The sequence below is a fragment of the Kitasatospora sp. NPDC096147 genome, from assembly GCF_044763225.1.
Lineage (GTDB): Bacteria > Actinomycetota > Actinomycetes > Streptomycetales > Streptomycetaceae > Kitasatospora.
Genome location: NZ_JBIWFX010000002.1, coordinates 476337 through 490278, shown reverse-complemented (window position 1 = coordinate 490278; position 13942 = coordinate 476337). Strand labels below are relative to the sequence as shown.

Sequence of the window (13942 nt, the reverse complement as noted above, 5' to 3'; positions counted from 1 at the left end):
CTCAGCCGACGATCTGCTGCACCACCTTCGCCCCGCGCCCCGGCTGGGCATCCAGCCGCACCAGGGTGGCCGGCAGCGCGATGGTGGGCAGCAGGTGGCGCCAGAGCACCGAGACCCGCTCCTCCATGTCGCTCAGCCCGGTGGTCGCCTGCGAGAAGGTCTGCACCCCGGCGAAGCTGGCGACCAGCATCTCGGCCGTCTCCTTGCCCTCCACCTGGGTCAGCACCTCGCCGCGCAGCTTGGCCTCCTCCAGCAGCTCACCGCAGATCCGCGCCCAGGCGAGCAGCGGATTGCTCTCGGAGAAGTCCACCGAGCCGCGCTCCATGGCCAGGCGCAGGCCGGCCCGCAACAATGGGTCGACCGGCAGCATGTGCGCCACCGCCATCGTCAGGTCGATCAATTCCTGGAGCTTGGAGACGTTATCCGGAATGTCCAGATAGACCGTCTGTTCCTGCAGGACTCCGCGGGCCAACTCCTCCTTCGAAGGAAAGTGGAAGTAGAGCGCCCCCTTCGTCACCTGCGCCCGCGCCAGGATCTCCTTGATCGAGGCGGCGTCATATCCGTACTCGTCGAACACCTGGGCCGCGCCGAGCAGGATGCTTCTCCTGGTCTGAACTGCACGTTCCTGCTGTGCCATGGCTGGTCTCTCCCGTCTTGCATTGATCTGTTCATGACAGGCAGGTCAACTACTGCCGGAGTTCGAGGTATCAGGGTCTACAAATAAACCGGCTGCCCTGTATTGTAAGTGCCTGTTGCGCGTCGTCGCCGTCCGTTGACAGTGATCCTTTGGGGGGGACCATGTCCGACCTGCTTTCGACCACCGCACTCGGAGCCGAGGCGGTGCACCATCCGACAAGCACCACTTCCCTGCACTCCCTACTGGCCCCACCTGCGTCTTTCACCACCACGGTGCCCAAGGAGCTGGTGCACCGCGCTGCCGTGGCCGAGGTGCTGCTGACCCGTTGGCGCCGGATCGACGACCGGTTCTTCTCGGTCTCCGCCCAGTGGCCGCGTGGTCACAGCTTCTTCAGCTCGCCCGATGGACTTCACCACGACTCCACTCTCATAGCAGAAACCATCCGGCAGGTCGGTACTCTACTCGCCCACGCCGAGTTCGCCGTACCTCTCACGAGCCGATTTCTGCTGCACGACCTGGAGTTCACCGCCGTCCTGCACCAGCTCACCGTCCGGGACACCCCGGCTGAGCTGGAGGTCCTGGTCAGCACCACGGTGACCAGGCAGCACGGCCGCCGGGTGGCCGGCCTGCGGTACCAGATGACGATCCTGAGGGACGGTCAGATCGCGGCGGTGGCCAACGTGAGCGCCACCTTCATGAGCCCCGAGGTCTACCGCCGGGTGCGGGACAACCGGATCACCCCGCCCGCCGCGCACCTCCAGCCGGCCCCGCCGGTGGAGCCCGCGCTGGTCGGGCGGCTGACCCCGCAGGACGTGGTGCTCTCCGGCATCGGCGAGACGAACCGCTGGCAGCTGCGGCTGGACACCCGGCACCCGGTGCTCTTCGACCACCCCGGCGACCACGTGCCCGGCATGGTGATGCTGGAGGCGGCCCGGCAGGCCGCCCGGATCCTGGTGCCGGAGGCCACCCTGGTCTCCTCGGCCGACTCCGAGTTCACCCACTACGTGGAGTTCGACTCGCCCTGTTTCATCGAGGCGACCGAGCGGCCGGCCGAGCACCCGAACCGGCGCACCGTCGCGGTCCGCGCCGAGCAGGAGGGACGGACGGTCTTCACCAGCACCCTGACCGTGCCGACCTGCCTGCTCAACGGCACCCGGAGCAGCGGCGACGCCTACGGCCAGAGCCGGGCGAGCGCCGAGCTCAGCCACCCGTGGGTCTGCAGCCCGGCCTGACCGACCGTCGGCACCTCTGCCCGTCGGGTCCGCCCGGTCTGCCCGGTCCGCCTGCGGCAGTCAGCCCCAGAGCTTCCCGTTGGCGGACTCCTCGTCCACCGTGCGCACCAGCCACTCGTCCACCCCGGCCGGCGAGGCCGCCAGGTGACGGACCCCGGCCGCCCTCATCAGCTGCGGCTGGAAGCCGTGCTCGAACCCGCTCGGGTGACCGATGAACGCCGCGCCCAACCCTCGCGCGGTCTCGGCCACCCGGGCCACGTCGTCGATGAAGAGCACCTCGTCGAACTCCAGCCCCAGCACGTCCGTGACGATCTCCCGGACCCCGGGACGGAAGGCGTCGGTGCAGACGTAGACCGGATCGTCGAACAGCCCGGCGTGCTCGCCGAGGAAGCGGTCGAAGTGCGGCCGGGCCAGGCCGCCGTAGCAGACGGTGCGCAGCCCGAGGGCTCGCAGCCGGGCCACCATCGCGGGGGCGCCGTCCAGCACCCGGAGCGGGTGGCGCTCCAGGTACTCGGCGCGCTCCTGGAAGTAGACCTCCAGCACCTGCTCGACCGGCCAGTCCAGACCGGCCGCCTCGGCGGCGACCTCGGCGGCCTGCCGCTGGTTCTGCGAGAAGATCCGGCGCTCCACGTCGGCCGTGTAGGCGCCGCCCCGGCTGGTGACGAAGTGGTGGATCACCGGGCTGAAGGTGTCGTCCAGCATGACACCGTCGATGTTGACGGCGGCTGCCCGTAGCCGCCGGAGCGGTACTGCCGCCATCGGCCCTCCCCGGTTCGGAACGAGTGCCATCCTAGTGCCCGCCCACTGGAGCCTCGCCAGAGCGGGGCCAACCCGGCGGTGGGCTACGTTACTTCGACGGATCCGCGCGGAACGGGCAGCGACGGGAACCGACATGACGGAGCGTCAACTCTCCGGATCGTGCGCCAGCCCGAGCCCGGGCAGGGCTGCCAGCAGGTGCGCCGCACCCTCCACGGTGGCCTCCACGTCGAAGGCGGCACGGTGGGTGGGCGGGTAGCCGATCAGCTCCACCGCCCGGGGCGGGAGGATCGGCCGGTCGGCCGCCTCGGCGGACTCCCAGAGGAAGACGGCGCCCCAGCGGTTCGCCGCCCGGTCGGAGATCCAGGTCTTGCGGACCAGCCCGGGGTGGCCGGTGAACCGCTCGACCGCCTCCTCCCGGAGGAAGGCGCGGAGTTCGTCCAGGCCCGCCTTCGAATCGGCGAGGTCCCACCAGACGATCACGACTCGCATGTCGGTGCTCCAGCTCGGGCCGGTGGTGCGGGCGGAAAGGTCTTCGTGCGGGGCGGCCGGGGGAGGAGGGGCCGCCCCGCACGGGTCGGGGTAGTCGTCGCGGCTCAGGAGGAGAGCAGCGAGACCAGGGTGTCGGTGATGATGTGCAGGCCGTCCTGGCTCAGCACCGACTCGGGGTGGAACTGCATGGAGCGGAAGCCGGGGCCGCGCAGCGCGTGCACCTGGCCGGAGAGCAGGTCACGGCTCACCTCGACCTTCCCCAGCGGGAGTTCCAGCACGTCCTGCTCGGAGTAGCCGGCGAAGGTGTTGTAGAAGCCGACCAGCTCGGTCCGGCCGAACAGGTCGATCTTCCGGGCCACCCCCTGGTTGGGCATGTCCCGGCGGACCAGGTCCAGCCCGAGCACCGCGCAGAGCACCTGGTGGCTGAGGCAGACCGAGAGGAACGGCGTGCCCCGGTCCAGCAGCTGCCGGGTGGCGCCGTGCAGGTGGGCGATCTTCGGGTGGCCGGTCTCCTGCGGATCACCGGGGCCGGGGCCGAGCACCACCAGGTCCCATCCCTCGTCCAGCGCGTACTCCTGGTCGAACCGGCGCAGCGTCACCTCCAGTCCCAGGGAACGGAGTTGGTGGTCCCACATGGCGGTGAAGGTGTCCTCGGCGTCCACCACCAGCACCCGGCGGCCGGCCAGCTCGGGCACCGGGCGCTTGCGCTGCTCGGTGTCCTCCAGCCAGAACGGCGCCAGCGCGAGGTTGCGCTGTGCCAGCGCGGCCAGCACGTCGGGGTGCTGCGCGAAGCGCTCCGGCTCGGCCGGGGCCGGAGCGTCGCCGGCCCGGGCGGTGAAGGCGGCCAGCAGGCCGGCCGCCTTGGCCGCGGTCTCGGCCACCTCGGACTCCGGCTTGGAGTCGCGGACCAGGGTGGCGCCGACGCCGATGCTCAGGCGGCCGGCGGCCGAGATCTCGGCGGTGCGGATCAGGATCGAGGAGTCCAGGGTGCGACCGCCCTCGGCGTCCCGGCCGATCAGCGCGACCAGACCGCTGTAGTAGCCCCGGCCCTGCGGTTCGTAGCGCTCGATCACCTTGGCCGCGCTCTCCAGCGGGCTGCCGGTGACCGTGGGGGCGAACAGCGTCTCGCGCAGGATCTCGCGCGGGTCCCGGGAGGTCTCGCCCTCGATGAAGTACTCGGTGTGGGCCAGCCGGGCCATCTCCATCAGGTGCGGGCCGCGCACCCGGCCACCGGACTCGGTGATCCGGGCCATCATCTTGAGCTCTTCGTCGACCACCATGTAGAGCTCGTTGGCCTCCTTGGGGTCGGCCAGGAAGGAGAGCACACCGGTGAGTTCGGGCCCGCCCGCCGGGTAGCGGTAGGTGCCGCTGATCGGGTTCATCACCGCGACGCCGCCGGCCAGGCTGATGTGCCGTTCGGGGGTGGCACCGACGAAGGTGCGCTCGCCGGTGTGGATCACGAAGGTCCAGTAGGCGCCGCGCTCGCGCTCCAGCAGCCGGCGGAAGAAGGTCAGGGCGGCCTGCGGGCTGTGGCCGGTGATGTCGGCGGTGAAGGCCCGGCGGATCACGAAGTTGGCACCCTCGCCGTTGCCGATCTCCTCGGCCAGCACCTGCCGGACCACCTCGGCGTACGCGGCGTCGTCCACGTCGAACGCGCCGTTCGCCAACTCGATGTCGTGGTTCGGCAGTTGCGCCAGTACCTGGCCGAGCGGGAGCGAGGCCTGCTCGCGCACGGTGAGCGCCAGCAGCGGCGCACCGTCGTCGGCCGCCGCGTAGCCGCGCTCGGCGATCTGCCGGTACGGCACCAGGGCCAGCACCTCGTGCTCGGCCCGGCCGGTGCCGGCCGGGGCGGCGGTTCCGGCCGACGGCTCGGCCAGCGGGATGTCGGCCAGTCGGGCCACCTCGGCCACCTCGCCGCCGAGCAGGTCGATCCGGCCCGGTCCACCGGCCTCCGGCCGGTGCAGCAGCGCGTAGCCGGACTGCCGCCCGGACAGGATCCGCTCCAGCAGCTCGTGGCCAACCTGACTGTCCGTCATGGTGCACTCCTCCGTGGTCCGTTGTCGGGGTGGTGCGGGTGCCGCTCAGTCCAGGTCGGCGAGGACGGCCTTGGTGGTGACCGCCATGGCGCAGCGCTCGGCCGCGTACTTCAGCGCCAGCCGGTGGTAGTCGAGGGTGAAGTCGGCGATCGCGTCGCCGACCAGGAAGGGCTGGATGTCGTGGGTGTAGGCGTCGAGGGTGGTGGCCAGCACGCCGATGTGGGCGTAGACCCCGCAGACCACCAGCTGGTCCCGGCCCTGGTCGCGCAGGAACTCCAGCAGCTGGGTGCGGTGGAAGGCGCTGTAGCGCCACTTGGTCAGCACCAGGTCGCCCTCGGCCGGCGCGATCGGCTCGACCACCTGCTTGTCCTCGGGGCCGATGCTCATCCCCGGACCCCAGAAGTCCTTGAGCAGGCCGCGCTGTTCGGGCGTCATGCCGCCGGGCTGCGCGGTGTAGGCGACCGGGATGCCGAGCGTGGCGGCCCGGTCGCGCAGCAGGGTGGCGTTGGCCACCAGCTCGGTGACCGGGGACTCGCCGGCCGGGAAGGGCTTGAGGAAGTACTTCTGCATGTCGTGGATCAGCAGCACCGCGCGGGCCGGGTCCACCGTCCAGCTGACGGTGTTCTCCGGCAGGTCGCCCTGCTGGGGCATCGGGTACGGGCTGATGGTCGGGATCCCCATGACCGTGGTCCTCTCAACTCTGCTGGGCGGTGGGGCTGCTGGGCGGTGGGGCTGCTGGGTCTTCGGGTGCTCGCGTCGGCTGCGGCGGGCGGCGGTGGGCGACCGGGGCGGCTGCGGGCCGGTGGGGCGGCCCGCAGCCGGAGCGGTCAGTGCCCGAGGGCCGCGCCGCCGTCGACGGTGAGGTCGTGCATGGTGATGTGCGCCGCCTGGTCGGAGAGCAGGAAGAGCACCGCGTCGGCGATGTGCGAGGGCTGGGCGATCCGGCCGAGCGGGATGCCCACCCGGAAGACCTCGGCCACGCCCTCGATCGAGGCCCGGGAGGCGCTGTCGTCACCGTCGGACCAGAGCGCGGTGAGCATCGGGGTGTCGGTCGAGCCCGGCGCCACCACGTTGCAGCGGATGCCGTACTTGGAGACCTCCAGGCCCAGGCACTTGGTGAACATGGTGGCCGCCGCCTTGGAGGCCGCGTACGCCGACATGTCCACCCGGGCGGTGCCGGCCGCGTTGGACGCCACCGTGACGATCGCGCCCCGCTGCCCGCGCTCCACCATCCGGTTGACCACCGCACGGGAGATGAAGAAGACCCCGGTGGTGTTCACCGCGAAGGTGCTCGCCCAGTCCTGGTCGCTCAACTCCTTGGCCGGGCCGAGCCGGAGCACGCCGGCCCCGTTCACCAGGTAGTCGATCCCGCCGAGCTGCTGCTCGATCGCGTCCACCACCGCCTCGACGTCGGTGCTGCTGGTCACGTCGGCCGCGAACGCCTCCGCCCGTCCGCCCGCGTTCCGCAGCTCCTTGGCGACCTCCTCCAGCCGATCCCCGTTCCGGTCGACCAGGGCGACGGTGACGCCCCGTTCGACCAGGCCCCGGACGACCGCCTCGCCGATGCCGCCGGCCGCGCCGGTGACCATCGCGACCTTGTTTTCCATTCCGTGAATGCTCATGACGACCCCAAAGATCGAGGATGATCGACCGTTGTCGGCCGGTAGACGAGGGGGCGGTGGGCCTTGTCAGCCCCGCCAGGCAGCCGCGACTTCAAGGGCCTGCTCCGGGTTGAGCCGGGGGTCGCAGAAGCTGGTGTACTTGTCGCCGATCCGGGCGAGCTGGCGCTCGTCCCGGGCGCACTCGGTCACGTGGTCCGGTGTGGTCTCCAGGTGCAGGCCGCCCGGGATCGCGCCGACGCTCAGCAGCGCGTCCTGGAAGCCCCGGACCTCGCGCACCACGGTCTCCACCAGACGGGTCTTCAGCCCGCCCGGCCCGTTCACCGTGTTGCCGTGCATCGGGTCGGTCAGCCAGACCACCGGGTGGCCCTCGGCCCTGACCGCCGCCGCCAGCGCGGGCAGCTTCGCCGCCACGTTGTCGGCGCCCATCCGGGCGATCAGCACCAGCCGGCCCGCCTCGCGCCCGGGGTCGAGCGTGCGGCAGAGCGTCAGCAGGTCCTCGACGCTCATGTTCGGTCCGACCTTGGACGCCACCGGGTTGGCCACCGAGGCGAGCAACGCCACGTGTGCGTGGTCCAGTTGGCGGGTCCGGTCACCGATCCAGGGCAGGTGGGTGGAGGCCAGGTAGGAGCGGCCGTCGTCGGTGCGGCGCAGCAGCGGCACCTCGTAGTCCAGCAGCAGCGCCTCGTGGCTGGTCCACACCGGGGCGCCGGCCGCGGCCAGACCGGCCGTGCTGCGCTCGCGCAGCGCGCCGAACGCCTGCGCGGCGGCGTCGTACCCGGCCAGCAGCCGGGCCGGGTCCGGGCGGCGCAGCTCCGGGTCGGGCTCCGGGCTGTTCACCATGTGGCCCCGGTAGACGGGGAGTTCGACCCCACCGACGTTCTCGGTGGGCTTGGAGCGCGGCTTGCCGAACTGGCCGGCCATCCGGCCGATCCGCAGCACCGGGCGCAGGGTGTTCATCGAGATCACCCCGGCCAGCGCGTCCAGCAGGCCGACCTTGCGGGTCACGTAGCCGGGCTCGCACTCGGCCGGGTCCTCGGCGCAGTCGCCGGCCTGCACCACCTGGAGGCGGCCGGTGGCCACCTCGGCGAGCAGACCGCGCAGCTCGGTGAGCTCCGCCGGGGTGACCAGGCCGGGCCGGTCGGCCAGCTCGGTGGTGACCCGGGACAGCTGCTCGGCGTCCTCCCAGGCAGGCTGCTGCTGGGCCGGGAGCGATTTCCAGTACTGGAGTTCGCTCCCGGAGAGCGGCGGGCCGACCGGGGCCGGCTGCGCCGCCATGACGTCGCTACTCACTCAGAACCTCCGTGGTCATGAATTCTTTTCCATTTGCCCGGAAAGAGCGGCTGCCGGATATCCGGCCAATGTTCTGGATTCAGTGCGGAAGGCAACCTTTACTTGAGTTTGGGTAGCGCAAATCTCCTGGTCAACGGCGTGTTTGACACTCCGTCAGATACACGGAACCGTGTCATTAGGAACCGTCCGGTTGGATTGTTTTTGAAATTGGCCCATCGCGCGCGAAGTGTCGCCGTGTCAGGTCGGGGTGATTTCCGATGGTCAGCGCACCACTCCGCCAGATCACGCCCGATCGACAGGCCGGGCCCGGTACTGCGTCAGATCCGCGCCGGGGGGCGGAGAACGGCGGAGCGCCGCCCGGCCAAGGCCGGACGGCGCTCCACTGACTCCGATCTATCCCGCGGGCCGCCCGTCAGGCGGCGCGCTCACGCCCCTCGACGAGACGCTGCCGGGCCTGCGCGGCCACCCGCTCGGCGGCGAACGCCACCTGCTCGTACAGCGTCTGGTACGGCGCGGACAGCCCCGCGCCGGCCAGGCCGACCGGCGCCCCAGCCTGGCCGGCCAGCGCGTACCAGCCCAGCGAGGAGCCGGCGCCGACCGAGACCCTGGCCACCCCACGGGGCAGCACCCGCTCGCGGTACTCCGCCGGCTGCCGCTCGAACCGGGCCGGACGGGGCATCGCCACCACCCGGCTGGCCACCCCCGCCGCCTGCAGGATCTCCCGGGCCCGCAGCGCGACCGGCTCCTCACCGGCCGCCGCGATCAGGACCACGTCGGGCGGCCCGCCGACCGCCTCCGCCAGCACGTGCCCGCCACGGGCCGCCAGGGTGTCCTCCCCCGTGCTGCTCATCGCCCGTGCCCTGCCTCTCCGTCGAAGCCGCACCCGACCCGGCGCGCTCCGCTCGGGATGCGACGGGTGTCCATCCCATGACTCTCCGCCCACTCCGCGGAGCGGACAATCCCGCATCTGTCACTCCGTCACATGCCGGTCACCGCGCTGTGGTTGGATCTCCGCGACAGGTTTCCGACCGGGGAGGGGGCTCCGATGGGAGCGCTGGAGGGCAAGACCGCACTCGTCACCGGTGCCAGCCGGGGGATCGGCCGGGGCATCGCCCGCAGGCTGGCCGCCGACGGCGCACTGGTGGCGGTCCACTACGGGGTGAACGAGGCCGCCGCCGACGACACCGTGCGGCTGATCGAGCAGGACGGCGGCAGGGCCGTCACGGTCGGCGCCGACCTGACCGCGCTGGACGGGGCCACCGTGCTCTGCGACGCGCTCTGGAAGGCGCTCGCCGGAGCCGGAGCCGAACGCGGCCTGGACGTCCTGGTGAACAACGCCGCCCTGTCCGGCGGCGGCCACCTGGCCGAGCTCTCGGTCGAGCACTACGACCGGCTGCACCTGGTGAACACCCGCGCACCGCTGCTGCTGATCCAGCAGCTGCTGCCCGACCTGCGCGAGGGCGGACGGATCGTCAACATCTCCTCCGCCGCCACCCGGGTCTCCTTCCCCGAGTCCATCGGCTACGCGATGACCAAGGGCGCCCTGGAGGCACTCACCCTGGCCCTGGCCAAGGACCTCGGCCCGCGCAACATCACCGTCAACACCGTCGCGCCCGGCTACGTCGCCACCGACATGAACGCCCGCCGCCGCACCACCCCCGAGGCCACCGCCTCGATGGTCGCCCTGAACGCCATCGAGCGGCTCGGCTCCCCCGAGGACATCGCCGAGATGGTCGCCTTCCTCGCCTCCCCCGCCGCCGGCTGGACCACCGGCCAGCGCCTGGAGGTCAGCGGCGGCCTGCTGATCTGACCCGTCGTCACCACGGCCACCGCCGTCTCCGGAACCGGCCTCCCACCGGGCGCGTCCGGTCCCGGAGACGGCGGTGATCGACGGACGGGGGCGGACATGGACGGACGGACGAGGGCCGACGGCTGCGGCTGGACGGCGGCGCGCTGGCTGGTGGGGTTCCTCCTCGCGACCACCGCCCTCTTCACCGCCTCCGACCGGGTCCAGGAGACGTGGCACTGGTGCCTGACCCAGGACCACGAGGTCGACCCCGACGCCTTCCCCGCCATGATGGCCGCCTGGGGGATCGCCGTCGTCACCGTGCTCTCGGTAGGCGCGGTGGTCCACCGCCTCCCGTACGGGAGTTGGTACGTCCTCCCGGTGATGGCCGCGGTGGCCGCCCTGCTCGGCTGGCTCTACCTGATCGGCATGGGCTCCCCCGCCCCGGTCGCTCCGGACGGCTATCCGGAGGACGCCTGCCGGACGCTGCGGGTCTTCCCCTTCCTCGACTGAGGAACGCCACAGGGCGGGTACCGGAACCGGTACCCGCCCTGTGCGGGGGAATCCCCCTCCTGCGGAGAGTGTGGGATTTGAACCCACGGTGACGGGTCACGCCACGACAGTTTTCAAGACTGGTCCCTTAGGCCGCTCGGGCAACTCTCCAGGCGGAGGTCAGCCTAACGGTTCCCCAGGGGTTCCGCGCACACCGTTTCGCGGTGGCCCGTCAGTTGTCGCCCTTGCGCTCGCCGAGGGTGACGGTGGTCTTCGCGTTCTTGCCGTCGCGGGTGTACTCGACCTCGACCTTGTCGCCGGGCTTGTAGGTCCAGATCTCGCTGACCAGGGTGGGGCCGCTGTCGATGACGTGACCGCCGAGCTTGGTGATCACGTCGCCGGGCTTGAGGCCGGCCTGGTCGGCGGGGCCGCCCGGGGTGACGGCGGGCTTGCCCTGGACGGAGGAGGTCTGGATCTGGGCGCCGTCACCCTTGTAGTCGTCGTTGCGGAGCACGCCGAGGATCGCGTAGACCGGGGTGCCGTTGGCGATCAGGTCGCCCGCGACGCGCTTGGCCTGGTTGATCGGGATGGCGAAGCCGAGGCCGATCGAGCCGGCCCGGCCGGAGCCGCCGCTGTTGGACTGGATGGCCGAGTTGATGCCGATCACCGCGCCGGAGGCGTCGAGCAGCGGGCCGCCGGAGTTGCCCGGGTTGATCGAGGCGTCGGTCTGCAGGGCGTTCATGTAGGACGCCTGGGCGCTGGTCTCGTCGCCGGAGGCCACCGGGCGGTCCTTGGCACTGACGATGCCGGTGGTGACGGTGCCCTCCAGGCCGTAGGGGGCGCCGATCGCGATGGTGGCGTCGCCGACCGCGACCTTGTCCGAGTCGCCGAGGGCGAGCGGGACGAGCTTGTCCTTCGGCGGGTTGTCGAGCTTGATGACGGCCACGTCGTAGCCCTGGGCGCGACCGACCACCGAGGCGGGGTAGGAGGCGCCGTCGGAGAACCTGACGGTCAGTTTGCCGCCGCTGGCGGCCGGGGCCACCACGTGGTTGTTGGTGAGGATGTGGCCCTCGGTGTCGAAGACGAAGCCGGTGCCGGTGCCGGACTCGCCGGAGCCCTGGGCCTTGATGGTGACCACGCTCGGCAGCGCCTTGCTGGCGATGCCGGCCACCGACTCCGGGGCCCGGTTGACCGCCTGCTGGTTCTGGCTGGCCTGGACGGTGGTGCTGGAGTTGCGGCTGCCCGAGGAGGAGACGGAGCCGTCGCGGTCGGCGACCGAGACGCCGATCGCGCCACCGGCCAGGCCGGCCAGCAGGGCGACGGCCGCGACCAGGGCGATCAGACCGCCGCGCTTGCGACCGGGCACCGGGGCGGGCGCGCCGGGGAACTCCGGGTAGCCGGGCAGACCGGGCCCGCCCGCACCGCCGGCCGGAGCGGCCCAGCCGCCGAGCGGGGTGCCCGCACCGAAGGGGTGGTGCGGCTGGTGGGGCTGGGGCTGCGGCTCGCCGAGCGGGGCGGCCGACACGGCGGCCGGCGGCGCGGGGGCCGGGGCCGGCGGCGCGGCGGCCGGGGTCGCGTACGGGTTCTCGGCGGCGACCGGCGCAGGGGCCGGAGCGGAGACCGGCGCCGGAGCCGGAGCCGGGACGGCCGGCGGCGGCGCGTCCAGGTAGGACGGAGCGGGCGGCGCGGCCGGGGCCGGGGGCAGGACCGGGGGCGGCGCATCCAGGTAGGAGGGGGCGGCCGGCGGCGGCGCGACCTTCCCGAAGACCACCGTGTCGGCGGGCGCGGGCGCGGCGGCTGACCCGGCGTCAGCCGGCTCCACCGGACCGTGCCCCGTGGAGGTGCGCTCCTCCTCGGGACCGGTGGCCCCACTCACGTGCTCGGTGCTCACGGACGACCTCCATAGCTGACAGGACCTTGGGCCACAGTTTTCCGCATGTCCGATTCAGTTGTCGTAAGGAGCGTCCTGAAGGATTGGTGAGAATCCTTAGCCGTCCCCGACATCCCACTCCTCGGGCCCCGCCTTGGTGTTCGACGGCCCGGCGGCTAGCCTGGCGCTCCAAACTGACACGCGGGAGCTTGGACCGTCCAGGCTGAGAGTGCGCGGAACGACCGTACGCCATGCAGACGCTGGCCGTGCGGCGAGGGAGCGCAGACCGCTCGAACCTGTCCGGGTAATGCCGGCGTAGGGAGCTACGGCCATGACGGCTGCTTCGCCTTCCCCTGTCCACGACGTCCCCGCGAGAGCCGAGGCGCCGCTGGTCCTCGACACGGCGCCGCCGCGCACGCTGGACTTCCGCGCGCTGTTCTCGCTCTGGGCCAACCTCGGCGTCAGCCTGATCGGCTTCACCAGCGCCGTCACCGTGATCGGCGTCAAGGGCGCCGAGCTCTCGCTGGCCGCCGCGATCACCGCCACGGTGGCGGGCACCGCGATCGGCACCTCGATGCTGGGCGTGGCCGCGCTGATCGGCGCCCGGACCGGCGCCCCGGCGATGGCCCTGCTGCGCGGCCTGTTCGGCACCAAGCTGTCGTACCTGCCGACGGTGCTGAACATCGCGCAGTGCATCGGCTGGGGCGTGTACGAGCTGCTGGTGATCGCGATGGGCGCGCAGGAGGTGACGGGCACTCAGGGCTGGCACTGGCTGTTCGTCCTGCTGGCCGGGGTGCTCACCACCGTGCTGACCATCTGGCCGCTCGGCTCGATCGCGGTGCTGCGCAAGTACGTGACGATCGCGGTGGGCATCGCGATGGTCTACTTCACCGTCCAGCTGGTGCGCCAGGGCGTGCCGAACCCGGGGGCCGGGAACTGGAGCGGCTTCCTGACCGCGACCGACGCGATCATCGCGGTCTCGATCTCCTTCGTCCCGCTGGCCGCCGACTACACCCGGCACGCCCGCACGCCCGGGGCCGCCTACTGGGCCACCTTCTCCGGCTACTCGCTGGCGCAGGTCTGGTGCTACCTGCTCGGCGTGGTGGCACTGCTGCAGTCGGACGGGGACGCCACCCGGATCTTCTCCTCCTTCACCGGGGTGGCGGCCGGCTGGGCCTTCCTGCTGGTGCTGGTGGTCCGGGAGACCGACCAGTCCTTCGCCAACGTCTACTCCACCGCGATGTCGGTGCAGAACCTGCTGCCCACGGTGGACCGCCGCCTGCTGACCGGCGGGATCGGCGCGCTGGTGACGGTGCTGGCGCTGAACATCGACGAGTTCACCGCCTCCTACTACGCCTTCCTCGGCCTGATCGGCGCGGTCTTCGTGCCGATGTTCGCGGTGCTGGCGGCCGACTTCTTCCTCGGCTCGGGCCGCCGCGGCTGGAACCTTGGCGAGGACGCCCCGCCCCGGCCGCTGATGCTGGTGGCCTGGGCGCTCGGCTTCGCCGCCTACCAGTTCATCGCTCCCACCGCGGTCGGCGGCTGGCAGGAGTTCTGGCAGGACCTGCAGTCCTCGGTCGGCTTCACGGCCCAGCCGTGGACCTCGGCCTCGCTGATCTCCTTCCTGGTGGCCGGGCTGGCCACCCTGGCGGTCCAGCCCCGCAGGTAGCCGGCCGGTACCGCCGCCACGGGGACTTCACCGGGAGTTTCCCGTGGCGGCGGTCGGGCG

Annotated in this window: 13 protein-coding genes, 1 tRNA gene and 1 riboswitch; of the genes, 4 read left to right on the top strand and 10 right to left on the bottom strand. The window is 71.9% G+C overall.

All coding sequences use genetic code 11. The features are described 5' to 3' along the window. Nucleotide 1 precedes the first annotated feature (1 nt). A complete protein-coding gene (locus ACIRBX_RS07740) occupies nt 2-637 on the bottom strand; it encodes a ScbR family autoregulator-binding transcription factor (protein WP_402294420.1) in 636 nt (211 codons plus the stop codon). A 161-nt stretch (nt 638-798) separates the two neighbouring features. Here ACIRBX_RS07740 and ACIRBX_RS07735 point away from each other — a divergent pair, with 161 nt between their 5' ends. Next, on the top strand, nt 799-1869 hold the full coding sequence (locus ACIRBX_RS07735) for a ScbA/BarX family gamma-butyrolactone biosynthesis protein (protein ID WP_402294418.1): 1071 nt from the start codon (nt 799-801) through the stop codon (nt 1867-1869). A 60-nt stretch (nt 1870-1929) separates the two neighbouring features. On the opposite strand, the gene ACIRBX_RS07730 is transcribed toward ACIRBX_RS07735, so the two are convergent. The 7 genes from ACIRBX_RS07730 to ACIRBX_RS07700 form a co-directional block, all read right to left on the bottom strand. Next, nucleotides 1930-2628 (bottom strand): HAD family hydrolase, encoded by a 699-nt coding sequence (locus tag ACIRBX_RS07730; protein WP_402294417.1) that lies wholly within the window; start codon nt 2626-2628, stop codon nt 1930-1932. Between the two features lie 144 nt (nt 2629-2772). Then, on the bottom strand, nt 2773-3117 hold the full coding sequence (locus tag ACIRBX_RS07725) for a hypothetical protein (RefSeq protein ID WP_402294416.1): 345 nt from the start codon (nt 3115-3117) through the stop codon (nt 2773-2775). Between the two features lie 104 nt (nt 3118-3221). Continuing rightward, nucleotides 3222-5153 (bottom strand): anthranilate synthase family protein, encoded by a 1932-nt coding sequence (locus ACIRBX_RS07720; protein ID WP_402294414.1) that lies wholly within the window; start codon nt 5151-5153, stop codon nt 3222-3224. A gap of 45 nt (nt 5154-5198) precedes the next feature. Continuing rightward, nucleotides 5199-5834 (bottom strand): isochorismatase family protein, encoded by a 636-nt coding sequence (locus tag ACIRBX_RS07715; RefSeq protein ID WP_402294413.1) that lies wholly within the window; start codon nt 5832-5834, stop codon nt 5199-5201. Between the two features lie 146 nt (nt 5835-5980). Then, a complete protein-coding gene (locus ACIRBX_RS07710; RefSeq protein WP_402294412.1) occupies nt 5981-6760 on the bottom strand; it encodes a 2,3-dihydro-2,3-dihydroxybenzoate dehydrogenase in 780 nt (259 codons plus the stop codon). Nucleotides 6761-6841: 81 nt separating this feature from the next. Continuing rightward, entirely contained in the window at nt 6842-8050 is a 1209-nt protein-coding gene (locus tag ACIRBX_RS07705; RefSeq protein WP_402295266.1) for a 3-deoxy-7-phosphoheptulonate synthase, read from the bottom strand. Nucleotides 8051-8477: 427 nt separating this feature from the next. After that, nucleotides 8478-8915: a transketolase-like TK C-terminal-containing protein gene (locus tag ACIRBX_RS07700; RefSeq protein WP_402294410.1), complete on the bottom strand. Its 438-nt coding sequence runs from the start codon at nt 8913-8915 to the stop codon at nt 8478-8480. 195 nt (nt 8916-9110) lie between these two features. Between ACIRBX_RS07700 and ACIRBX_RS07695 the strand changes: the two genes are divergently transcribed. Together ACIRBX_RS07695 and ACIRBX_RS07690 are read left to right on the top strand one after the other, a co-directional pair. Then, a complete protein-coding gene (locus tag ACIRBX_RS07695; protein ID WP_402294409.1) occupies nt 9111-9875 on the top strand; it encodes an SDR family oxidoreductase in 765 nt (254 codons plus the stop codon). A gap of 96 nt (nt 9876-9971) precedes the next feature. Then, on the top strand, nt 9972-10364 hold the full coding sequence (locus tag ACIRBX_RS07690) for a hypothetical protein (RefSeq protein ID WP_402294408.1): 393 nt from the start codon (nt 9972-9974) through the stop codon (nt 10362-10364). 62 nt (nt 10365-10426) lie between these two features. On the opposite strand, the gene ACIRBX_RS07685 is transcribed toward ACIRBX_RS07690, so the two are convergent. Further along, nucleotides 10427-10514 (bottom strand) — tRNA-Ser (locus tag ACIRBX_RS07685). 61 nt (nt 10515-10575) lie between these two features. Continuing rightward, nucleotides 10576-12234 carry a S1C family serine protease gene (locus ACIRBX_RS07680; protein ID WP_402294407.1) on the bottom strand — a complete coding sequence of 553 codons (1659 nt, stop codon included), beginning with the start codon at nt 12232-12234 and terminating at the stop codon, nt 10576-10578. Between the two features lie 170 nt (nt 12235-12404). Then, nucleotides 12405-12552, top strand: a riboswitch (TPP riboswitch). Between ACIRBX_RS07680 and ACIRBX_RS07675 the strand changes: the two genes are divergently transcribed. After that, nucleotides 12545-13882, top strand: coding sequence for a purine-cytosine permease family protein (locus ACIRBX_RS07675; RefSeq protein WP_402294405.1), 1338 nt, complete (start codon nt 12545-12547; stop codon nt 13880-13882). Its footprint overlaps the riboswitch before it by 8 nt. The last annotated feature ends 60 nt before the right edge of the window (nt 13883-13942 follow it).

Excerpts from the sequence above, each read along its gene's own strand:
- ACIRBX_RS07710 (WP_402294412.1), bottom strand. The coding sequence starts at position 6,760 with ATGGAAAACAAGGTCGCGATGGTCACCGGCGCGGCCGGCGGCATCGGC.
- ACIRBX_RS07735 (WP_402294418.1), top strand. The coding sequence starts at position 799 with ATGTCCGACCTGCTTTCGACCACCGCACTCGGAGCCGAGGCGGTGCAC.
- ACIRBX_RS07720 (WP_402294414.1), bottom strand. The coding sequence starts at position 5,153 with ATGACGGACAGTCAGGTTGGCCACGAGCTGCTGGAGCGGATCCTGTCC.
- ACIRBX_RS07730 (WP_402294417.1), bottom strand. The coding sequence starts at position 2,628 with ATGGCGGCAGTACCGCTCCGGCGGCTACGGGCAGCCGCCGTCAACATC.
- ACIRBX_RS07700 (WP_402294410.1), bottom strand. The coding sequence starts at position 8,915 with ATGAGCAGCACGGGGGAGGACACCCTGGCGGCCCGTGGCGGGCACGTG.
- ACIRBX_RS07675 (WP_402294405.1), top strand. The coding sequence starts at position 12,545 with ATGACGGCTGCTTCGCCTTCCCCTGTCCACGACGTCCCCGCGAGAGCC.
- ACIRBX_RS07725 (WP_402294416.1), bottom strand. The coding sequence starts at position 3,117 with ATGCGAGTCGTGATCGTCTGGTGGGACCTCGCCGATTCGAAGGCGGGC.
- ACIRBX_RS07740 (WP_402294420.1), bottom strand. The coding sequence starts at position 637 with ATGGCACAGCAGGAACGTGCAGTTCAGACCAGGAGAAGCATCCTGCTC.
- ACIRBX_RS07690 (WP_402294408.1), top strand. The coding sequence starts at position 9,972 with ATGGACGGACGGACGAGGGCCGACGGCTGCGGCTGGACGGCGGCGCGC.
- ACIRBX_RS07715 (WP_402294413.1), bottom strand. The coding sequence starts at position 5,834 with ATGGGGATCCCGACCATCAGCCCGTACCCGATGCCCCAGCAGGGCGAC.
- ACIRBX_RS07695 (WP_402294409.1), top strand. The coding sequence starts at position 9,111 with ATGGGAGCGCTGGAGGGCAAGACCGCACTCGTCACCGGTGCCAGCCGG.
- ACIRBX_RS07705 (WP_402295266.1), bottom strand. The coding sequence starts at position 8,050 with ATGGCGGCGCAGCCGGCCCCGGTCGGCCCGCCGCTCTCCGGGAGCGAA.